Source organism: Microbulbifer aggregans (genome assembly GCF_001750105.1).
GTDB classification, from domain to species: Bacteria; Pseudomonadota; Gammaproteobacteria; order Pseudomonadales; family Cellvibrionaceae; genus Microbulbifer; species Microbulbifer aggregans.
The window spans coordinates 806,249-826,399 of sequence record NZ_CP014143.1 but is presented as its reverse complement, the minus strand read 5'-3'; the positions used below and the strand labels follow the sequence as shown (position 1 = coordinate 826,399).

The window sequence follows — 20,151 nt, the reverse complement described above, 5'->3', positions numbered from 1 at the left end:
CCCCGCTTCCACGCCACACGGTTGGCGAAGTCACAATGATAAACAGTGTCCGTGAGTAGTCGGACCGGGAGCCGAGGTTTATGCATCAGGGGTTGGACAGCAAGGCGCTGCTGGAGCGCGTCATCGGGATCTGCGAGCGCGCCGGTGAGGCGATTCTCGAGGTTTACCACAGCAGTGAGGAGCTGACGGTGGATACCAAGGCGGATGATTCTCCCGTGACCGCCGCCGACCTCGCCGCCCACCGGGTGCTGGAACCCGCCCTGGCAGAGCTGATCGACGGCGTACCGGTGCTGTCCGAAGAGCAGGAAATGCCCTCGTTCGAGGAACGCAGCAGCTGGCAGCGCTACTGGATCGTCGACCCTCTCGATGGCACCAAGGAATTTATCCGCCGTACCGGCGAATTCACCGTGAATGTGGCCCTGGTGGAAAACGGTGAACCGGTCCTGGGGGTGGTCTATGTGCCGGTGCTGAATATCACCTACGCCGGTTGCAGTGACCTGAATGGCAGTGGAGAGCAGGTCGCGTTCAAGCGCGATGCCAATGGCGAAACCCCGATTCACGTGCGCCCGCTGGCGCCGCGCCTCGCAGGCAGCGAACCGGTGGAGGTGGTGGCGAGCCGCAGCCACGGTGCCGGCGCCGTCGACCAGCTGATGGAGCGTATCGAAGCCCAGCTGGGTGCCGTGGAGTGCAAGAATATGGGGAGCTCGCTGAAGCTGTGTCTGGTAGCGGAGGGAGCGGCCGATCTCTACCCGCGCCTGGCGCCCACCTGCGAGTGGGATACCGCTGCTGCGCAGGCAGTGGTCGAGGCTGCCGGCGGCATTGTCGTCGACGAACAGTTCGAATTGCTGCGCTACAACCGCAAGGACTCGCTGTTGAACCCCTTCTTTTACGTCATCGGCGATACCAGTTTCGACTGGCGCGATTTGCTCACAAAGTAACCTTTTCTGGGCTAGCCTTTCAGATAGGTTCTGTGTACGCCGCTCCCGCTGGGGCGGCGCCCTCTGAGGTTGCCCCATGTCCGATCCACGCACTGTCCATGTGAATGTCAGCGAGAGTGAGACCCGCAAAATGCGCCGCCAACTCGAGTCTGAAATTCAGTGGTTGCAGCGGCAGATGGATGAGTTGCAGGGGGCATCCGCCGAGCTGGATGTGTCTCTGCTGCAAACCTACAAGGAAATGATTTATTGTCGACGCGCATTGCTGGGTCGCATGCCCCGTTGAGAATTCTGTTTTCTTTTTCTGCGCTTTAACAGAAAGCACTTTCCAAAAAGCGCCGATTCCCTCCCCGCACTTGCCCCGAAAAATCAAATACCGTCTACCCTTGGTGAGTTATTGAAATAAGAGTAACTCCAATGCGTTACCCGGTTGTGGTCCACAACATCGAATACGCGGGCTTCGGTGCCATTGCGCCGGATCTTCCTCACTGTCATTGCCACGCCGAAACCCTCGACGAGACCCTGCAGAAAATGGCCGAGACTATTTTCCAGCGACTGGAGGACTTTCATGCCGCTGGTGAGTCACCGCCGCCGGGTGGTGATATTGATGCCCTGCGCAAAAACCCGGCCTACGCTGGCGGTATCTGGGCCATGATCGATGTGGATCACGAGCAGCCCGCTCCCAATTCAAATTCATAAAAACCCGTTTTCACGGAGCCACGAGAATTTCTCTGACCAAGGATGGAAGGCATGAAAAAAATCGTCGGTGCGCTCGCCCTGCTCTTTTCGCTGTCTGCAGGGGCGGTGGAATGGAATAACCCCATTGAGGGATTCTGCCTCGGTGAGTACCAGGTGGTCGGCACACTCGGCCTTGGCCAGGGTGAATTGCAGATCAACGATGACCAGGATTTTTACGGTTACGGGAGCGTCGGGATTTCTCCCAGCGTTGGCCTGTGGCAGGTCGAATTTCGCTACACAAATTTTGATGATGGCGGTGTCGATATCGACCAGTACGGCATCAATTTCAAGGTGGACTTCACCCTGAACTGCGATGTGCAGTGCCTTTACTGGATGGCGGGCTGGAACTACAGCGAGATCGACGTGGATGAAGTGATTCGCGGAGGTCTGCCGGTCATCGTCGATGACAACGGTTACGACAATTACTGGAACGCCGGTGTCGGTTATCGCTATCGCTGGACGAGAGAATTCGATACCTCCGTCGAGTACATGTATAACGATATAGACAAAGTCGCAGGCTTTGACCTGGGCCACCTGCGCGGGCTCACCATCAACTTTGCCTATCGTTTCTGAGTGTTTCCGAGTTTCCGGCAAACCGGGCGTCTAAAGCCGCGCAGAGAGTTTGCAGTCCCTATCGGCGCCCGGCCGTAAGACCGGGCGCCGTTTTTATGTGGCCGGTGGGAGTCAGAAGCGGTAAATGCCCTTTATCCACAGCGTGCGGCCAGGCTCATTCACCTTTTGCAGTTGCTCGAACCCGGTGACCAGGGCGCCGGCGCGGCTGATATGCTCGGCATAGGTCTCGTCGAGCAGGTTATCGATACCGGCCGTGACCTGCAGGCTCTGTGAGGCCTGCCAGTTGCTGTTGAGTGACAACACGGTGGCCCCATCCGTCGGGCCGATATCCTGACCGGCGATATTGCCCTTTCCTGGATCAACCCTTTCCTGGCTTGCAATGCTTCGTACCAGCAGGCCTGCGCTCCATGTTTCCCGGTTGTAATTCAGCGCCAGCCGCGCTTCCAGCGGGGGTAGTTGGGCCAGAGTGGTGCCGTCGGTTTCATTGGCACCGCGCACCGAGGCCAGCGTGAATTCTGCCCGCCAGTAATCGTGCAGGTGGTACTGGGCGTCCAGCTCCAGCCCCCAGGTCCGCGCATCGATATTGCGTACGATGCTGGTGCTGCGGGTCATCGCCATGGGCATGTCCATCATGTTGCCCCCAGCCATGGCCGGTTTCTCGTAGCCCGACTGGATCAGCAGGTAGTCGTCGATCTCGTTGTAAAAAGCGGAGAGACTTCCGGACAGGCGATGGCCGTTGTAGAGCCAACCGATATCCAGCTGCGTTGTCTTTTCCGCTTCAACGTCAAAGGCACTGACAGAATCTGCCGTCTCTCTCGCGATCATTTCCCAGTAATCGGGGAAGCGCTCGCTGTGGCCGACGCCGGCGAACAGGGTGGAGTCACTGCTGGCGAGCTGCATCTCGTGCCGCAGGAAGCCGCTTTTCAGCAGTTCGTCCCGCTCCAGTCCGCCACTGGGGTTCGCTGCTGAGGCCATCATCGACAGCATCACCATCGCGCGCTGGTCCTCCACCTGCCAGTCGTCCAGGCGTGCCCCGCCGATCCAGCGGCGCGCATCATCCTGGTTCCAGCTCAGTTCCGAGTAGAGGCCGCTTTGCAGGAACTCCGCATCCGCGCTGCGCGACAACTCCCGGTAATCGATCATCTGCTGGTTCATGGTGTTGCGGCTGGTATGTTCGTTGAACTGGGTATCCACCCCTACCACCAGCTCGGTGGCCGCAGAGGGGGTGAGAGTCAGTTCGGCTTTACCACCACGTGTCTCGCGGTCGGGATTCATCGCCACCGGGTTCCCCATGGGGCCGCTCGGTTCCCGCAGGCTGTAGTTGTCCATCACGTGATCCACGTAATTGAAGTAGCCCTGCACTTCGATCGACTTCAGGGTATCCCCCAGATTGTCCCAGCGCCCACTGACGCTGTAGTGTTCGCGGGCAAAGCGACTGCCGTCCACAGCGCGATCCGCGTATGCCGCTTCGCCGTCACTGCGGGAGGCACTCAGTGCAAAGCGGGTATCCTCATCCGGGGTCCAGGCAAGGCTTGTCTGACCCTGCCAGCGTTCATAGCGGGAATGAAAGGTAACTCCATCACCGTCCTGGTAATCGTCCGCGCTGGCGGCGGACAGGGAGCCGTGAACAGAGAGCTCGGGACTGCTGTAGCGGACATCGAACAGCCCGTCGCTGCGCCCGGCACTGGCCGCCAGCATGCTGGAGTAAAACTCCCACTGCTCTTGGCCGGGTCGTTGCTGCTCGCGCTCGAACAGCACCACGCCGGCAGAATTGCCCGGGCCGTGTTTCACCGTTTGTGGCCCCTTGATCACCTGAATGACGTCCATGCTCTCGGGAAAGATGTACGCGGTGGGCGGGTCCATGCGGTTATTGCAGCCACCCAGGATGACCTCGCCATCCACCAGTACCGATAGCCTGGAGCCGGCCATGCCACGCAGTACCGGATCGCCATCGGTACCCCCTTTGCGGATCACGGAGAATCCGGGGATGGTCTTCAGGTAGTCTGCACCGTCGTTGGCTGGCAGCGGTTGCCGCGGCTGCTTGGGGTCGGTCACCACATTGAGCGGGCTCTGCATCACTGCGCCGGTCACCACCACTTGCTCGAGTTCGCTATCGCCCTGGGCGGCGATCGCGGTCTGGCTAATGCTGGTGGCGATAGCGAGACCCAGCAGGGTGCGGGTTGTTACAGGCGCACGCGCACTGTCGCTGAAGCGGGCTGTCAGGCCCCGCTGCGAGTAAAAGTCTTTCATCATTGTTCTTCCACACAGGGGCAGCCGTCATCCACGACGGTTGCCAATACGGCGCACCGGCCCTGGTAGCCGGGGCGCTCAATAAGGTCGTTATGAGTGGGTCAGGAAGGCTGGCTGAAAGGTGGTGCGCGGCCCTGAGGGCGTAGATAAATGAATGAAGGAAGAAAGCTATTTAGCGCGAGGTTGTCCGCCAGTCCACTTTGCTCTGAGCCGATTGGATTGAGCTGTGGGGCTGCGATTGCCAGGGCCGCACTGGCAGCAAAACTGCAGTGGTTATCGGCAAAGGCCTGGGCGGTGGCCGGGTCGTGGTCGTGGCCACTGTGCGGGGTAGTTACAGCGGCCCCGTGGTCGCCGTGATGTTGCTGGTGTCCGTGGTGATGGTGTTCCCCGGCTGGGTTGGAGGCGGCAGCCAGGCTCTGCAGCAGGAATGCACTGCGAGCATCGCCATGGCAGAGCCCATAGGGACTGCCGGAATCCATTGGTGCGGGCATGAAGCCTGCGGGCACAAGGCCGCGCACCGCCAGGAACAGTGCCAGCAATAGCGCGGCATAAAGCCGTGTTGTCGGCCGGAGCAGAGTCCGATGTGCTGAGCGAATGGGTTGCATGATTGCGGGCTGTGCTGCGCTGGTCCGCCAGAGAATTGCAGACCCGTAGCTCTATTGTGCCGGCCGGCTCCCTGCGGGGCAATGAATCAGGCGGCCCGTGACGGCTATCAGCGGGTGGATGCACGGTCGCTCGGCTGACGCTACCATTGGCCCATCTTGCCAAACCTGAGGTGTGCTGGTGAAAAAACTGTTGTTGGTGGCCGTTCTGCTGTTGGTGGGGGGGTATGTGGGGATACCGTGGTATACCGTCGAGCAGATCGAGCGCTCAGCGGCGGAAGAAGATCCGGAGCAGCTGGCCGGTTATATCGACTTTCCTCTCCTGCGCGAGAATTTGAAGAAAGGTCTGCAGGAGGATGTGCGCAGCTCCATGGGTGACGAGGTGCCGCCGGAGTTGAGCGATTTTCTCGCTGCTGGGACCAACCTTCTGGTTGGTCCCATCCTGCGGCAGCTGGTCACTCCGGAGGGTATGGCGGAACTGTTGCGTGGTGGTGAGAATTTGTTGAACCTCGAGCGCGACCTGTTTGGTCCCAAAAAACCGCCGCGAGCTGGCGATGAGAAGGAAAACGAAGCAGCGCAGGAATGGCGTCTGCTGGGGTGGCGGTTTAGCGGCCCGGATCGGGTCAGCGCCGATTATGGTCCGGAGGGCGACCCACAAATACAGCTGTTGTTACAGCGTCAGGGCGTGCAGTGGCGGGTGGTGGATCTGCAATTTCTGCCTGAGCGCGACACAGAGGAGCGAGGTTGATCATGCAGGTTGATGATTCCAAAAATGTTTTCGGCGATCCGCTGCTCCCCTGCAGTGTGGATCCCGTGACCGGTTTTTTTCGCGATGGTTGCTGTAACACCGGACCGGAGGATTACGGTTCCCACACCGTATGTGTGGAGGTGAGCGAGGAGTTCCTGCTGTTCTCTCGCGACCGCGGCAACGACCTGATCACTCCCAAGCCTGAATACGGTTTTCCCGGCCTGCGGCCGGGAGACCACTGGTGTCTTTGCGCCTCCCGCTGGCTAGAGGCACAGAAGTACGATATGGCACCGCGGGTTTTCCTGCAGCGGACCCATGTAAGGGCGCTGGAAATCATCCCGCTGGAGTTGCTGCGCCAGTATGCCGTGGACCTCAACTAATTGTTCGGCAGGTCTGGTTACTCTGTGCGAAGTAATATTTTGCTTGTGACGGGGATTGGAAGCTTATAATCCGCCGCTCACCCCAAGTGCCATCACTTTAGCTATACCTGACTACTCAATATTTTGCAGGAGTTAACTAATGGCAAAGGTATTAGTGCCGGTCGCGGACGGCAGTGAGGAGATCGAGACGGTCACCATCGTCGATGTGCTGCGTCGTGCTGGCGCTGAGGTCACTATGGCCTCCGTCATGCCTGAGTTGCTGGTGAGAGCCTCCCGGGACGTGCACTTGAAAGCCGATACTTTGATTGGGGAATGTCTGGATACTCAGTGGGATCTGATCGCCCTGCCGGGAGGGATGCCCGGTGCCGAGCATCTGGGCGGCTGCGCGCCACTCATGCAGCTTCTGGCGCAGCAACTGAAAGATGATCGTTGGGTAGGTGCCATCTGTGCCGCGCCGGCAGTGGTACTGGGGCGCAATGGCCTGATCACGGATTTCGAGGCGAGCTGCCACAAGAATTTCCTCGGTGACCTTTACCAGCAGGCTCGGGCGGCGAGCGAAGAGAAGGTTTGTGTGGACCGCAACCTGGTCACCAGCCAGGCGCCGGGCACGGCGATGCTCTTCGCTTTGCAGTTGGTCGAGTGCCTGTTCGGGGAGGAAAAGAGACAAGAAGTGGCAGCGCCGATGGCTGTCTGAGGTCGTCCTGACCAGGGCGAGCATGCCCGGTTCACAGTAAGCGGGACGTCCCTGTCCCACTGAGTCTCCAGAACTGTTTCGGGGATTCAGAGACTCGAGTTCTATTTTCCGATTTGTGACGTACCGCACAATAGCCCTTTGGGGCTATTTTCTCCTGTATAAGTCCGGATTTGACGAATAAAAGCTGGTAAATGTCGCCTGTCGACAAGAAAGGTTGCGGTGCGAGCTACGGAAAGCGGCTCATAGAAGGCCGTCTGTAATACAGCGAGTGATTAGCTCGCCGGCATTCTTACAGCCGGATTTATTGAGTATATTCTTGCGATGATTTTTGACGGTATTGGGGGCGATGCAGAGGACCTCGGCGATATCCCGGCTGGTCATGCCTCTGGACATCAGTCGGATGATCTCGATTTCCCGCTCGGAGAAATTGGGGCCTGATATCGCCTTCGGTTGATTGACCTGGAAAACATCCAGGTTAAGAAAGGATGGTTCTTCTGACATACCGATCAGGGAGATCCGGTGATTATTCTGGGCGGTGAGATGCTCGATGCTGGTATGGACACAAAGAGACTTGATCAGACGGCCGGCGCTGTCAGCAGCAAGGATCATGGCCTGGTGGTTAAACAGCTGGTAAGAGCCATCCGCGGTTTTGCAGCGGAAGCAATAAGAGACCTTGTAGTTTTTACGCTTTTCGATGGGGATACGTGCAAAAATCAGGTCGAATGCCGCCTTCTCCGCATGAGTCACAAACTCGAAATCCTCGGGGTGAATCCTGTCGAGGATATCCTGTAGCGCCATCTGCTCCGGATCCATTCCGAGCACATTGCGTACCGAAGGGCTGACATGTTTCAGCTGCATGTCGTCGAAGCCGATAATGAAAAAGTAACTCGATCCGCTGGTAAAAATAGATGACAGCTGATTGTCCAGCTGGACGAGATCAATATCCGCACTCTCCGGGCTGAGGTGCTCTCTCGAGCTTTCCCAGATGGATTCCAGCAGTTCTTTCTCTGGCTTCATAACGTTACTTATTTTTCTTTTTCACTGTTACGACTGGCCCTCTCAGCGGCGGCTAGCGCTGCTATCCAGGTAGCGGGCCGTCGCCTCGTTTCCCGAAATGCAGCGGTGGACTGCAGCTGGATTTGTGCGGGATGTCGCGAAAAGCCTGTGACTTGAGTCACATGATCAAATATTTTTTACTACTTCAGGGGCTAAAGTCCAGATGAATTACGCTTGAACAGTGGGTCGAGGGATATCACCTGAGAAAAGTCAGGTGGGACAGGTTCAAAGGAGGCCGGAACAGGGGATGCTAGATATGAATGGCACCAAATGAAAAGGCAGTCGAGACTCGCCATGGCTGGCGGCAGTTAAAGCACTGCACCGGTAAATGCTTCGGGGCCAGGGAATGCCCCGCAAGCGCGTATATCAATATCGGATGGAGGCTTCAGCAGGCGCTGGATCCATCATTATTTGGCAAAGAGTTCTTTTTCAATATCGTGAAAGCCCTTGAACTCCAGCGCGTTGCCGCTGGGGTCGAGAAAGAACATGGTGCCCTGCTCGCCCGGCTGGCCGGCAAAGCGGATATAGGGCTCGATCAGGAACTCATCGACAAAACCTTTGGCCCGCTCAGCGAATGCCCGCCAGTCATCAAATCCCAGTACGACACCGAAATGCGGTACCGGCACGCCATGCCCGTCAACTGGATTGGCGACTGCCGGGACCTTGCCATTGCGACCGATCGCCGGGTTCAGGTGGGTGACCAGTTGATGGCCGAACAGGTTGAAGTCGATCCAGTGCTCGGCACTACGCCCTTCCGGCAGACCCATCTTGTGGCCGTAGAACTCCCGGGCTTCGTCGATATCCCGGACCTGAATGGCGAGGTGGAAGGGGGTCAATGGCATGCTTGCTCCCTGAGCCGGGTCGCCGCAGGCGCTTGCGGTGACCCTTGTGATGACTATTGTTGACTGGAGAGCAGCGCCAGGGTGGCACTGTCATTTTCCCCGCCATAGTACTTGTCCAGCACACCGGAGAAAACCGGGTCTCCACCCGCCACCTCGTTGAAAAGCGTCATGGAGGATTTCAACTTGAGATCGTCCGGACTACCCAGTATCTGGTGTGCGGTCAATCCGTCCAGAGTCAGTAGTGCGCCCGCACATTCCCGCAGCCTCTGCCCAAGAGTCGGATGCTTCAGGTAAGCCTCCGCTTCGGCCCGGCTTTTAATCGCATAATGCTGCGCAGTCGCACTGCGGCCCAGGCCCTGAATTTGCGGAAAGACATACCACATCCAGTGACTGCGCTTTTGGCCGGCTTTCAGTTCGGAGAGTGCCTGGTCATAACTATCCGCTTGTGCCTGTAGAAATCGGCTCAGGTCGTGGTCGTCTGTCACATTGTCCTCCGGATATTTGCACCGGTATTCACTGAGTCGCCGGTGACTGTCGTAAATACGCCGTGCCGTTCAGGGGGCTAGAGAGCCGCAGCTACGGTTTGTCATTACTGCCTGGCAGGATAGAACCCACCAATGCCTTTAGTTGGTCATCGGCCACACAGCGGCCAGCATCCCAGGTGTCCTCAAGTAAAGCGCGGATACCCTTGAGGGCGCGATGCTTGGCTTGCAGGCTCTGAATGAGCTGGTGCAGCGACTCCAGCTGGCCGTCGATGGCCGCCAGTACCTCATCATGCTCCAGATCCTGGCCTTCGTGTTGAAAGAACACCTGCATCTGTTCCAGCGAGAAACCCAGAGCCTGCATGGCGCGAATCATCTGCAGTCGCAGCACTGCTTCTCCAGAATAGCGGCGATTGCCGCCTGTGGTGCGGGTTACCCCGGGTAGTAACCCGAGTTGCTCGTAATAGCGGATGGTGGAGGCAGGTACTCCGGTTTCGGAGGCAAGAGCCCCGATTCTTATGGCCATGCGACACCGTCGAACAAAAGCAAGGAGGACAGGCTTGAACTTAAAGTCGGCTTTAAGTTTAGTCTTGCAGCCAAGACTGGAGAAGCCCTGCTACCGGCCTCTCACTAACCTGGAGTTAAGCCCCATGTCAGCCACACAAAGCCCGTTCGAGCCAATCTCCTTGCCCAGTGGCCAGAACCTCAAGAACCGCCTGGTAAAAGCCGCCATGGAGGAGAATCTGGGCACTGCGGCACTGGCCCCGGGGCGTGAGATGCTGCGGCTCTATCGCCAGTGGGCTGAGGGCGGTGCCGGACTGATCATTACCGGTAATGTGATGGTGGACAAGCTGGCGATGACCGGCCCGGGAGGCCTGGCTCTTGAGCTTGAAACAGATCTGGCGCCATTTCGTCACTGGGCAGCGGAAGCGAAGCGCAATAGCGCCCGGGTATGGATGCAGATCAGTCACCCGGGCCGCCAGGTGTTCAAAGCCATGGGCGGCAAAGCCCTGGCGCCATCCGCTATTGCACTGGATCTGGGCAAGCATTCAAAAATGTTCCCAATGCCCAAAGCGATGGATGAAGTGGAGATTCGGGATGTCATCCAGCGGTTTGTGCATTCGGCACAGCAAGCCGAGCGCGCGGGTTTTGACGGCGTCCAGATCCACGCCGCCCATGGTTACCTGCTGAACCAGTTCCTCTCCCCGCGTATCAATCAGCGACAGGACCAGTGGGGTGGTTCGATCGAAAACCGGGCCCGCCTGTTAATGGAAGTAGTAGAGGGAATTCGGGAGAAAGTTAGCAGGGATTTTGCGCTAGCGGTCAAACTCAACTCGGCAGATTTCCAGCGCGGTGGTTTCGACGAGCAGGATGCGGCAGCGGTTGTGCAGATGCTGAACGAGACGGGGATCGATCTGATCGAGATTTCCGGCGGTAATTACGAGGCGCCTGCCATGCAGGGGCGAACCACCGATGACAGAACCCTGGCTCGCGAGGCTTATTTTCTCGAATTCGCAGAAGCACTGGCTAAAGTGAGCCGGGTTCCCCTGATGACGACCGGCGGAATCCGCGGGCTGGATACTGCCGGGCGCGTGCTGGCGGCAGGTGTAGACCTAGTGGGCATTGCCAGCGCGCTGGCAGTACAGCCGGATCTGCCGAAGCAGTGGCAGCGCGAACCCGTATTCAGGCCAGAAATCCCCACGGCAAACTGGAGAGACAAGACACTGTCCGGGTTAGCCAATATGGCCATTATCAAGCGTTACCTGAAGCGCTGGGGGGCGGGGAAGGCATTCCGCCGCCTGAGCCCCTTGCCGAGTCTGCTCCTTGGTCAGTTGAGACAGAAAAAACTCGTGAAGCGATATCGAGATCTATATACGGGTCTCAAGGTCCAGCCAGTGGTGCTTGGGGCTGCTGATGAAAATCCGGTGCAGTAACTAAACGAAAAAAGGGCAGCCCACAGTGAGCTGCCCTTTTTATCTTTGAGAGTACGTCTGGAAATTATTTCCAGAACTGCCACCACTTCTTGCTGTTTTCCTCTCGGGCTTGCTGGCCCTGTTCGGAGCCCTTGCCGAGTTCTTTGCGTTCCTGCTCAGCTTTTTTCTCGGCCTGCTTGGCCATGCCCTTAGCTTCCCTCTCGGTTTTCTCAGCCTTCTCAGCCTTCTCAACCTTCATGCGCGCTTCTTCCACGTCGACGCGCTGGTCTTCGGCCATCAGGCGCTTCTCTTCCTTCTTGGCCTGCATCTCGGCCTTTTTAGTGTGCTTTTCAGCTGCCATCTGGCGTTTACCTTCCGCCATCTCTCGATGCTCGGCAACGCGGGCCTGGGCTTCGGCCGGAGCCTTGGTTTCTTTAATATCTTTGCCGGCAGCCTCGGGCTGCTGGGCCAGGGCCGGGGCGGAGAGAACCAAGCTTGTTACCAGATAGGGGATTGCCTTTTTCATGATGAGGCTCCTTGGTGAGGGTAAGAAGTGAAAGTGGGCTAGCCCAACAATACATTCCGGATTCTTAATGTCCAGCATGATTGCAGTAGGGCTATCTGTTAGTGAGCAATAGTGCTTGCAGGAATCTGAATTGGTCCTGAACAGGTGGCGGTACCTGCCTTGATGACGCTATTGTGGATTATTTTAGAGTAAATCTGAGCATCTTCTTGAAAGGAAGGGGTTGACCGGTTTTGATGATGGTGACCAAACCCGACACCAAAACCAGGGATAAATCCCATGTTCCATACTAATGATCGCACCATTAAACGCAAGATCGGGCTGCTAAATCTGGCAGAAGAACTCGGCAATACCACGAACGCCTGCAAGATGCTCGGCGTGTCGCGAGATACCTTCTATCGGTACAGAGAGGCAGTGTCCTATGGCGGCATGGATACGCTGCTGGAGAATAGCCGGTGAGTGCCAAACCACAAGAATAGCGTTGATTCCGCTATCGAGGAGGCGATCCAGCCGCTGCCGCTCCGGCTTCATCTGCTAGTCCCGGGCTCTGGCGTACATATGCGAGAGCATGGCAAAACGCCCTGCCAGTTGCTCGTTAAAGGTAACTGCACAAATTACGTGGTCGATGGAGCTAACGGTTTTTTCTTGGTGCGGTGGCTCATAATCCTTTAACCCCACATCCGGAAAGACTCATTTTCGACCCGTGTAGGTATAAATAAGGCTGCCGCATAGAGCTGCCTTTCCAGGGATCAAATAACAGGGGGCTGGATCCTCACTTCCGAGCCACCACCACTTCTTGTTGTTATTAGTTTGGGCGGCCTGAGCCTGTTCAGGGCCCTTGTCCAGCTCCCTGGGTTCCTGCTTGGCTTTGGCGGTCTGGACGATCCAGCCGTCACAAAAAAGCCATTAGTTTATATGCTGTAAACAGAGTTTAAAGATCTACATAAGTCCGTTCAAAGCGCTTGAGGCACTAATCTGCTGTGTTGATTAGTGAATGAGTGGTAATGGGAAAATTATTCAAGGGCTAAGCACCTGGCTTTTCAGGTTTTAATGTCCCACCCTCTTTGAGCCGTTCAGCCGAAGGCTTGTAATCTTATTTATTTAAAATTAACGGTAGCAGAAACTCTTCTATGAATGATTGTGACCCTGCTTAAGGCTGTAGGGCCGAGTGCAACTTAGTCGTTACAAGAGACTAAAAAGCCCTGCACAGAGGTGCAGGGCTTGCTTCGTTAGTGTGTTGTACTTTTAAAGTACGACCTGTGTTGGGTGAGTTTATCGGGGAGAGCCATCTCCACCATAGATCTTACCGCTATGGGTATCGCAGCCATTGGTCGCAATATAATCAATGGCATCTTTGGCCTGAACCAGTCCCCAGCCATACTTATAGTCATAGCCGGCCTTACCCAGATCTTCAGCGGACGCGCGCAAAGCCTGGCGAATGCCACTTGCTGTACAGTGAGGGAAATTACTCCAGACTACCGCCGCAACACCAGATACATGTGGTGTCGCCATGGATGTACCAGACATAAAGCCATGGTCCGGGTATTGATGGACGGTGATGGTTGTATCCTCACCAATATTGTCCAGTAATGTCAGTCCCTGTTTATGTGAGACCGTGCCCGCGATAATAGAAATATTATCGACGGTACCCGGAATCGGGCTGGTTGTGTTAGTGCGGACAATAGCACCTACACCACCATCTTCTGCACATTGGTTAATTTTATCCTCAAAGGTGATCGGTGTTGGCAAGCCACCTTCAACCTCAGGCGGATGAAATCCACCACGCTCCATCAGGCAGATTTTGCCTGTCATGTCACCGCAACTTTCGTCACCAATCCCGCAACTTACCAGTTTACCGCTTACGGTGCCCATCGGTAATTCATTGGTGAATGAATTCATACCAAAGCCCTGGAAGATGACATCCCCCTGAGTGACCATCATCGTCGGATTGTAGCGGGCCCCTCGATCCAGAGGCAGGGTGGAAAACACGTTGACACCAGGGGCGGCTAACTCCACTTGCGTGGTGCGTTGCGAGAAAGGAGCGTGCCTCTTGTGGTCATCGATGGCAGCAACAGAAACCACACTGTCGTAGGAGGCCGGGTAAGAGTGCTGGGCGTTTGCTGAGTTGCCTGCTGCGGCGATCATCAACATGCCATCACGGGCCATACGATCTATTGCCCTTTGTTCCAGTGGGCTGGAAAAGGATCCCCCCAGGCTCATCGACACAATGTTGGCACCGGATTCCTGGCACTCTTCAATGGCACCGGCGATATCTGACGCATAGGCGTAGTCTCCGCGATAGTTAAATACACGGACAATATGGAGTTCGAGAGATTCGTCGGATATAACCCCTACACTGCCAGAGTTATTTTTTAACGAAGCAATGGTCCCGGCAACATGAGTCCCATGGCCAAAGGGGTCCTGGTACCAGGGGCCCGCACCACCATCTTCAGCACCGTTGACGCCATTTACCGGCAGGTCTGGGTGGCCCAGCGTATAACCACTATCGATAATGCAAACCTTTTGCCCACCCTGGTAGCTGACCTGGTCGCCCTGGACCATAGGCAAGCCGTAAGGAATTATCTCACCGCCGCCTTCTGACATAAGTTCGCGCGGCGCATCTGGATAGAAAGCATTGACGCCATCCAGGCTTGCCACATCTGCGAGCTTGTCCCGATCCAGCGTGATCGCGAAACTGTCCATCGACGGTAGTTGTCTGTTGATTTCAACACCAAGTGTTTCCAGTTGGGCCTTGATGCTCGGCATTTTGTTTGCTTTCGACTCCAAAACCATACGCACCTGGTCTTCGGCCGAGGCAGAAAAGCTGACTAAAGCTGCGATACCCGCAGCTATTACTGTTTTTTTGTGATTAAAATTCATATCAGATCCCAGGATTATTTAGAGTCACCAGAAGGGCAGGTACTTACTTGAACATTGCCGGACATAGTCCCGGCATTGCGATATCCCTGGTACGGACCTGACTCAATCTCCATTGTTCTAAGTATTCCTGTGGCGCCAAAGCCCGAACTGACTCCCTGACCGGTATCCATCATGCAGGCAAAGCCCGCACCTTCTCCAGGTGTCGTCGGGTTTGTTGATTTGTAGGTGAAATCAACCTGGTACATGCCGCCGGTACAGACATCTTGCCGGCAATGCTTGGTGGTATCGCCGATCCCATCGGGATGCACTGGTTCGTCAGCACAAAAGCCAGCATCGTAAACTTCAGCTTTGAATGCCACGCCGCCAACATCCTGCCAGTCGATCGCTGTTTGATCCTGGTAGTTGGCTTGACCCGTTACTACATCATCGCAGCGCGAGGCATGGGCAGTCAGTACTGCCTTCCCTGCGCCACCTTGGGAGTTAAGCGTACCCCCAACAGTCACTTTACCGTCTAGTTTTGCGCACCCGTTCAGCGAAGTAGTCGCAGCTACAAACAGCACCGCTGGTATCGTTAAATACTTCATTGAGTTTTCGGCTCTCTTATTGATTAGTTATTATGTTTAGCTATGAAGATCATAGTTTTTTCATATTAATCCGATGAATTGGTAAAATCTAGAAAGCAGAATCTGCGTTTTTGTGACGTTTTGTAACAGAAAATAGTTAGATAAGTATTTTAAGAAAACCCATTGATTGTTCCCTTTTATTGGGAATTTTCAGTGCGGGATGAAGTTGCAGAGAAATCGTTACTTTTTAGGGGTTGGTGATGTTTTCAGGCATTGACTGAGGCGAAAGGTCTCAAACGCTGTGTAATATTCCTAAAGCCCTCTTTTTTAACAATGCCTGGTTGTGATTTTGGAACGTAATGACAAATCTTTTTGTGTTCCACTTTCCTGACTTGTCTAGCTGTGAATTGCCATTGGTTCCCCGGGGGCCAATTATTTAGATTTGGAGTGGGCCAGGAAAAACTGAAAAGCGTCTAGCTCATCGGTAGCGATTTAATTGTGCCAAGCAGTTGCATCTATTAATCGTCCCAGCACCTGCGGCGAGCAAGTGAATACAGCTCGCCATATGCGAATCTTCCATGGTCGCAAAAAGCGACTGGACGACTGATAGAGTGGTGTTGGTAACACTTGGTGCAGAGGTCACCTAGCAATGTCGGATAATGTGTAGAGGATCAGCGCCGAAGCCGCTTATGACACCCACCTGAACCTCCATCATCCTATGGGATGAGGCCTTTCGTTGTTGCCCGGAGTTTGAACAATCGTAACAACCTAAGGACTGTTACGACGCTGGTGGGCTTCGCGCTCTGTGCCAGACGTTGTCGCATCTGGTCAAACCGTAGTGGTTTTGTATCAAATGCGTCCCTGCATCTGATCCGTCGGGTGCCTTCGGCAGAACAAAACGCTCTCCGCGTTTTTTCATGCACCCTGGGCGTGCTACGGGGAGGGGTGTTCGCGGGCGGCGGCGCGGTGGCCAGGCGGAATGATCACAACAGCCTGTGGCCCGTTGAGATCCCTCGGGGTGTGTGCCGGCCTTTCAGGCGTGCGCCCTTCGCGAGGCTTGGCTTTGCTAACCGGCAGGATGCCGGTTGGTCGCGCTGGCGTGATCGTTTCGAATTGCTTTCTCAATTTGTCGAACCGCGGTAGTTCTAGCGGGTGTGGAAAGCTTTGGTGGACCGGCTTGGGGGCGGAAGAATCACAATAGCCTAGGGCCTATTGTGCCCCTGCGGGCTTCGCGCTATCGCGCTCGTTGCTAGACGCTGCCGCGTCTGGTCGAACCACATCGGTGGTTCTTAACCGCCGCCAAACAACAGATATAAAAAAAGCCCCTCCCTTTCGGGAGAGGCTTTCTTTATATGGTGCCCGGAGGCGGAATCGAAACATCTTCTAGCGGTCCTATGGTGTCTATAGGTTAAACAGCTGAACTTTTGGATAACCACAACTATAACCACAGATTACCAATATCTTATAAGTTGCAACTCCGCGTTTTCATCATGTGGAGAGCCAAGCCAAAGAATTTTAGCAATTCCCACCAGCGATGCCACGCTGGGCACTAGTGCTCAGGTAAACTGATGCTTGATGCTTTCATACAGGTTTTGGGCTGCAAGCTTGGCCTCGGCGTCTTGCTCGGGGCTAATTGGATCAAGTGTGACACAGTCTCTGCCATCGATAAGCATCGGCCCGCCGATGTCATCGTCATAGAGGGAGCCGTCATCGTGGAAGGCGTAATATTCATCCTGTGTCAGGTCCGTACCCACCAATCGTGATAGATAGACCCAGGTCCAGCATCTGACTAGATTGTCACTATCATACTCTTCAAGCAGCTTCACCATTGCATTCGTGTCACCATTCTCAGCACTAACCGTAAGCCAATATTTCGCTCCCTGGTCATGTCCAATTTGCTCAGCGATTTCCGCGATTTCCGCTGGATCGACGTCAATATCGGGGCATGGCTGATCGAAAAAGGTGGTGTCGCCAAAGCTTTCCGCCAAATCGAGCAGCGCCATGGGGTAGCTCTGACGTCCAGCCTCCCGAAGGTGGTACTCGTATTTCTTAGCTTGGTTGAGGCGTGCCTCATAAGCTTCGGCCCACTCCTTTTCTACCCCAACTAGAATGCGCCCACTTTGGGCTTGCTCAAACCAGTATGAACTTCCCATTCCAATTTGCTTATGGTCACCGTTGGGGGCATAGATCAATGCCAGTGCATAGTGAGCGTTGGCGTTGCCTTTACTGGCCGCCATCTCCAAACTGTGCAGCAGTAAGGGCCCGGTCCGGTCTGGGTCATCGAAGCCAAATAGCTCTTCTTCGGTGTCCTCAAAGTAGTCATCTAGCATCCGTAATTCGCCCCTTAGTGATTTGATAAGGGATGAAATACTCACGACGCCTATTTTGTTTTCCGTTAAGAATGCTATCAGCGTGGCAGCGGCTAGATCAGCCACATCTCGTTGATATCCAATGTCGATACAGCGCTGAGCAACTTGCTCGGTTTTCGGCAAAACCGGACTGCCATGCTTTCGAAAATGGCCAAAAACATGTTCGACGTTGAATGCTGCGTAGGACTTGAAGTCGAATGAAGCTGCCAATAGTTCGTAAACGTGAGCTCTCTTGATTGAGCAGCCTGTATTGGCATGGAGGGATTTCTGCGTGGAATACGCAAGGTCTTTGATTGTCATTTCAAACCTTTCCAAAGTACGCGTCGATTTCGGGGTAGGCGCACACGTTTAAGTCCCCGACGACGAGGTCTATAGAGAGGTTTTCAACGAATATGGAAGCGACGCCTTTTTTTACTCGTGTGCAAGTAGGGTGGGCACCTGAGAGGGAAGTCTATCGAAGTTCCAAATATCTGTCTACTGAGCCTTTTTTTGAATTGGCAATGTCTATCTAGAAGTTGGCACGGAGAGATGAACCTAAATAAGGGCTTCCGACAAATGATGTCTACCTTGGTCTTTGTGCGCGGAACCGTCAGTCGGATGCTGCCTGTATTTTCATGGCCTCAATTTCAAGCTGCATCCGCTCCACCAGTGCCACGCCACCTGTGCTCAGCACCAGTCGGTCTAGATGGTTCCAGTAGGCCAGCTTGCGCATCACCAGAATGTTTTCCACTTCCTTTTCGAAGCTGCCCTTAAGACCCACCGCGCGCAGCATTTGCTGGTATTCATCCACCATCCCGATCTTCCCCACCTGGTCACGGGTCAGGCCCGCCCTATGGGTGGTCACGATACTGGTCACTTGCGGTAACTGCGACGTGCCACGGACCAACACCACCAGCATGACCTGAATGCGCATGGCGGCGTCGGATAAGACATCGTTTTTGTTCAGCTCGTTTAGAAAAAAACACCCACCCATTTCCTTCAGCTCATAGCCGATGCAGCTGTAGAGCTGGATGTAGTGTTCCCGGTTGAGGGCAGAAGCGAGTTCGTCGTACAGCGGGTTCGGTACCAGCAGGTCGCCCTCCATAACCTGTTTGTTGATAACCCAGCCATTGATGAGCTCGTTATAAATTTGCCGACTGTACTCTTTATCCACGAACATGCTCCTTGGTTGGTTTCCTGTTCTCGCTGAGGATGGGCGAATAGTTTCGTATCTGGTAGGTCAAGGTCTGACCCGCGTAGGCGATTTGCGGCTCCGGTTGTGGCGGTGCTAGCGTCACCTCCCCGCGCCCCTGAACACAGGGAACCGCATCGAAGATATCTTTCATCGTGTATCCGGGCATGGCCCGCACTAGGTGTTCATGGAGCGTGCGATAGATATCCGGCGATTCCTCACCGTACGGAAAGCTTTCCATCGCTGCCAGTATGCGGTCCATGTTGTTACGCCGCGCGATCTCCTCTTCGCTCAGGCCCCCGGACACCGCTACCAGCTTTGCCTCGGGTATATGCTCCTCGGCCTCCAATCGCACTCGCAGCAACTCGTCCAATAGCGCGGTGCCATCTTCCTCTGGCCAGCTGATTTTACTGTTCTGAGATCGGTTGAAGCTCTTTAGCGTGCCCAGCACGCGCACGGGCCGGAACACCTCATCGTTCGGGCGCAGGCGCCAGTCGCGCAGTTGCCCCGTCTGTCGCTCCTGCACGGCGCTGCGTAGAGCGTTGTACAGGTCCTCGATGCGGTTGTACCGGCGGCGCTCGTCTTCCGCGAACTTGATGTAGGTATCGAGGCTTTTGGCGATATCCCCGACCTCCTGCGCATTGCTCAGGATATGCAGCTGTACCCGGGTCAACCGGCTCACGTGCTCGGTCATCTTGCGCTGGCGAAAGCGGTCGATGATCTGCCGAACTAGTGCCATGGGTGCGTGGCTGCCATCCAGTTCGGTCACGTCGCGGTGGATGTCCAGCCGCTCATCCAGGAACTGCAGGGTAGGAGTGACATGGCGCTCGTGGATATGCAGGATCGACTTCAGTGCCTCCCGCATCTGGTCCGTCTGCTGCAGGTCGGTGAACGCCTGCTCGTCGACCTTGCTCGCCAGCCGCTCCGCCTGGCCGCGCAGCGCACGCAAAGCAATCCGCAGGCGCGAATCCACATGTTGCAGGGTGTAGTAGACCGCTTCCACCATTTCCTCGAACTGCGGTTCCCCTGGAGCCCACTCCACATGGTAGCTACTGACCTGCTTGTAGCACTGCTCCAGCTGGGCCATCAGCTGGTTCAGCTCCGCCGACGACAGCTCCCGCATGCGCGTGTTGTCGAGGTGGCGCAGCATCTCCAGCACAAAGTCCTGCAGCCGGAAGCGCCCGGAGCGGCCGTCCTGATAATTGAGCAGGCCGTTCTGTTCCAGGTTATCCAGTGACAGGGTATCCAGCTGTTTCTGCTGGTCCTTCTTGTCGAGGTGTGCAGTGGATTTCACCAGCAACTGGTTGTAGTCGCTAATGGTGAATTCCATCGACGGGTTGTTCTGCTGGCGCTCCACCTTGTCCATCAGCGCAAAGAATAGGTTCTTGTGCTCAAGGATGGTGATCAGTGTGCGATCCGTTCTGACCGGCAT

General features: G+C 55.6%; 20 protein-coding genes and 1 pseudogene. 9 read left to right on the top strand and 12 right to left on the bottom strand.

Translation table 11 applies throughout. The features are described from left to right. Positions 1–80 precede the first annotated feature (80 nt). From cysQ to AUP74_RS03470, 4 genes are all read left to right on the top strand, one after another. Complete coding sequence (gene cysQ, locus AUP74_RS03485) at positions 81–938, top strand: 3'(2'),5'-bisphosphate nucleotidase CysQ (protein WP_083260797.1); 858 nt, start codon at positions 81–83, stop codon at positions 936–938. A gap of 76 nt (positions 939–1,014) precedes the next feature. After that, on the top strand, positions 1,015–1,221 hold the full coding sequence (locus tag AUP74_RS03480) for a hypothetical protein (protein WP_069946343.1): 207 nt from the start codon (positions 1,015–1,017) through the stop codon (positions 1,219–1,221). A 131-nt stretch (positions 1,222–1,352) separates the two neighbouring features. After that, on the top strand, positions 1,353–1,634 hold the full coding sequence (locus AUP74_RS03475; protein ID WP_069946342.1) for a type II toxin-antitoxin system HicB family antitoxin: 282 nt from the start codon (positions 1,353–1,355) through the stop codon (positions 1,632–1,634). A 51-nt stretch (positions 1,635–1,685) separates the two neighbouring features. Next, complete coding sequence (locus AUP74_RS03470) at positions 1,686–2,246, top strand: outer membrane beta-barrel protein (protein WP_069948686.1); 561 nt, start codon at positions 1,686–1,688, stop codon at positions 2,244–2,246. A gap of 111 nt (positions 2,247–2,357) precedes the next feature. On the opposite strand, the gene AUP74_RS03465 is transcribed toward AUP74_RS03470, so the two are convergent. Continuing rightward, positions 2,358–4,499 (bottom strand): TonB-dependent copper receptor, encoded by a 2,142-nt coding sequence (locus AUP74_RS03465; RefSeq protein ID WP_083260796.1) that lies wholly within the window; start codon positions 4,497–4,499, stop codon positions 2,358–2,360. A gap of 98 nt (positions 4,500–4,597) precedes the next feature. Further along, positions 4,598–5,101, bottom strand: coding sequence for a hypothetical protein (locus tag AUP74_RS03460; RefSeq protein ID WP_145924308.1), 504 nt, complete (start codon positions 5,099–5,101; stop codon positions 4,598–4,600). A gap of 178 nt (positions 5,102–5,279) precedes the next feature. Here AUP74_RS03460 and AUP74_RS03455 point away from each other — a divergent pair, with 178 nt between their 5' ends. The 3 genes from AUP74_RS03455 to AUP74_RS03445 all read left to right on the top strand — a co-directional run bounded on the left by AUP74_RS03455 (position 5,280) and on the right by AUP74_RS03445 (position 6,920). Then, a complete protein-coding gene (locus AUP74_RS03455; RefSeq protein ID WP_158514532.1) occupies positions 5,280–5,846 on the top strand; it encodes a DUF2939 domain-containing protein in 567 nt (188 codons plus the stop codon). A gap of 2 nt (positions 5,847–5,848) precedes the next feature. Next, the gene (locus tag AUP74_RS03450; RefSeq protein WP_069946339.1) at positions 5,849–6,226 is read left to right on the top strand and encodes a DUF2237 family protein; all 378 of its coding nucleotides are present in this window, start codon (positions 5,849–5,851) and stop codon (positions 6,224–6,226) included. A 139-nt stretch (positions 6,227–6,365) separates the two neighbouring features. Further along, positions 6,366–6,920, top strand: a complete 555-nt coding sequence (locus AUP74_RS03445; RefSeq protein WP_069946338.1) for a DJ-1 family glyoxalase III — start codon at positions 6,366–6,368, stop codon at positions 6,918–6,920. Between the two features lie 240 nt (positions 6,921–7,160). On the opposite strand, the gene AUP74_RS03440 is transcribed toward AUP74_RS03445, so the two are convergent. The 4 genes from AUP74_RS03440 to AUP74_RS03425 form a co-directional block, all read right to left on the bottom strand. Continuing rightward, on the bottom strand, positions 7,161–7,937 hold the full coding sequence (locus AUP74_RS03440) for a LuxR C-terminal-related transcriptional regulator (protein ID WP_069946337.1): 777 nt from the start codon (positions 7,935–7,937) through the stop codon (positions 7,161–7,163). 446 nt (positions 7,938–8,383) lie between these two features. Then, positions 8,384–8,818 (bottom strand): VOC family protein, encoded by a 435-nt coding sequence (locus AUP74_RS03435; protein ID WP_069946336.1) that lies wholly within the window; start codon positions 8,816–8,818, stop codon positions 8,384–8,386. Between the two features lie 53 nt (positions 8,819–8,871). Further along, a complete protein-coding gene (locus tag AUP74_RS03430; RefSeq protein WP_069946335.1) occupies positions 8,872–9,303 on the bottom strand; it encodes a DUF1810 domain-containing protein in 432 nt (143 codons plus the stop codon). A gap of 91 nt (positions 9,304–9,394) precedes the next feature. Continuing rightward, positions 9,395–9,826 (bottom strand): MerR family transcriptional regulator, encoded by a 432-nt coding sequence (locus AUP74_RS03425; RefSeq protein WP_069946334.1) that lies wholly within the window; start codon positions 9,824–9,826, stop codon positions 9,395–9,397. A gap of 124 nt (positions 9,827–9,950) precedes the next feature. On the opposite strand from AUP74_RS03425, the gene AUP74_RS03420 reads away from it, so the two are divergent. Beyond that, entirely contained in the window at positions 9,951–11,234 is a 1,284-nt protein-coding gene (locus tag AUP74_RS03420) for an NADH:flavin oxidoreductase/NADH oxidase family protein (RefSeq protein ID WP_069946333.1), read from the top strand. Between the two features lie 64 nt (positions 11,235–11,298). On the opposite strand, the gene AUP74_RS03415 is transcribed toward AUP74_RS03420, so the two are convergent. Further along, a complete protein-coding gene (locus AUP74_RS03415) occupies positions 11,299–11,739 on the bottom strand; it encodes a hypothetical protein (RefSeq protein ID WP_069946332.1) in 441 nt (146 codons plus the stop codon). A 276-nt stretch (positions 11,740–12,015) separates the two neighbouring features. Here AUP74_RS03415 and AUP74_RS03410 point away from each other — a divergent pair. Further along, a pseudogene (locus AUP74_RS03410) lies at positions 12,016–12,192 on the top strand (helix-turn-helix domain-containing protein); the annotation flags it as partial. Positions 12,193–13,008: 816 nt separating this feature from the next. Here AUP74_RS03410 and AUP74_RS03400 read toward each other — a convergent pair. The 5 genes from AUP74_RS03400 to AUP74_RS03380 form a co-directional block, all read right to left on the bottom strand. After that, positions 13,009–14,616, bottom strand: coding sequence for a S8 family serine peptidase (locus AUP74_RS03400; protein WP_069946329.1), 1,608 nt, complete (start codon positions 14,614–14,616; stop codon positions 13,009–13,011). 14 nt (positions 14,617–14,630) lie between these two features. Continuing rightward, positions 14,631–15,200, bottom strand: coding sequence for a hypothetical protein (locus AUP74_RS17145; protein ID WP_145924306.1), 570 nt, complete (start codon positions 15,198–15,200; stop codon positions 14,631–14,633). Positions 15,201–16,735: 1,535 nt separating this feature from the next. Continuing rightward, on the bottom strand, positions 16,736–17,848 hold the full coding sequence (locus tag AUP74_RS03390) for a hypothetical protein (protein WP_069946327.1): 1,113 nt from the start codon (positions 17,846–17,848) through the stop codon (positions 16,736–16,738). Between the two features lie 289 nt (positions 17,849–18,137). Next, positions 18,138–18,701 (bottom strand): condensin complex protein MksE, encoded by a 564-nt coding sequence (locus AUP74_RS03385; protein ID WP_145924305.1) that lies wholly within the window; start codon positions 18,699–18,701, stop codon positions 18,138–18,140. Further along, positions 18,694–20,151: a hypothetical protein gene (locus AUP74_RS03380; protein ID WP_069946325.1), complete on the bottom strand. Its 1,458-nt coding sequence runs from the start codon at positions 20,149–20,151 to the stop codon at positions 18,694–18,696. Before AUP74_RS03380 ends, AUP74_RS03385 begins: the two co-directional genes overlap by 8 nt.

Bases quoted from the DNA above. Each gene is read 5' to 3' on its own strand.
- AUP74_RS03420 (WP_069946333.1), top strand. From the start codon at position 9,951: ATGTCAGCCACACAAAGCCCGTTCGAGCCAATCTCCTTGCCCAGTGGC.
- AUP74_RS03450 (WP_069946339.1), top strand. From the start codon at position 5,849: ATGCAGGTTGATGATTCCAAAAATGTTTTCGGCGATCCGCTGCTCCCC.
- AUP74_RS03425 (WP_069946334.1), bottom strand. From the start codon at position 9,826: ATGGCCATAAGAATCGGGGCTCTTGCCTCCGAAACCGGAGTACCTGCC.
- AUP74_RS03460 (WP_145924308.1), bottom strand. From the start codon at position 5,101: ATGCAACCCATTCGCTCAGCACATCGGACTCTGCTCCGGCCGACAACA.
- AUP74_RS03440 (WP_069946337.1), bottom strand. From the start codon at position 7,937: ATGAAGCCAGAGAAAGAACTGCTGGAATCCATCTGGGAAAGCTCGAGA.
- AUP74_RS03445 (WP_069946338.1), top strand. From the start codon at position 6,366: ATGGCAAAGGTATTAGTGCCGGTCGCGGACGGCAGTGAGGAGATCGAG.
- AUP74_RS03480 (WP_069946343.1), top strand. From the start codon at position 1,015: ATGTCCGATCCACGCACTGTCCATGTGAATGTCAGCGAGAGTGAGACC.
- AUP74_RS03470 (WP_069948686.1), top strand. From the start codon at position 1,686: ATGAAAAAAATCGTCGGTGCGCTCGCCCTGCTCTTTTCGCTGTCTGCA.
- AUP74_RS03465 (WP_083260796.1), bottom strand. From the start codon at position 4,499: ATGATGAAAGACTTTTACTCGCAGCGGGGCCTGACAGCCCGCTTCAGC.
- AUP74_RS17145 (WP_145924306.1), bottom strand. From the start codon at position 15,200: ATGAAGTATTTAACGATACCAGCGGTGCTGTTTGTAGCTGCGACTACT.
- AUP74_RS03390 (WP_069946327.1), bottom strand. From the start codon at position 17,848: ATGACAATCAAAGACCTTGCGTATTCCACGCAGAAATCCCTCCATGCC.
- AUP74_RS03435 (WP_069946336.1), bottom strand. From the start codon at position 8,818: ATGCCATTGACCCCCTTCCACCTCGCCATTCAGGTCCGGGATATCGAC.
- AUP74_RS03380 (WP_069946325.1), bottom strand. From the start codon at position 20,151: ATGCCGGTCAGAACGGATCGCACACTGATCACCATCCTTGAGCACAAG.
- AUP74_RS03475 (WP_069946342.1), top strand. From the start codon at position 1,353: ATGCGTTACCCGGTTGTGGTCCACAACATCGAATACGCGGGCTTCGGT.
- AUP74_RS03415 (WP_069946332.1), bottom strand. From the start codon at position 11,739: ATGAAAAAGGCAATCCCCTATCTGGTAACAAGCTTGGTTCTCTCCGCC.
- AUP74_RS03400 (WP_069946329.1), bottom strand. From the start codon at position 14,616: ATGAATTTTAATCACAAAAAAACAGTAATAGCTGCGGGTATCGCAGCT.
- cysQ (WP_083260797.1), top strand. From the start codon at position 81: ATGCATCAGGGGTTGGACAGCAAGGCGCTGCTGGAGCGCGTCATCGGG.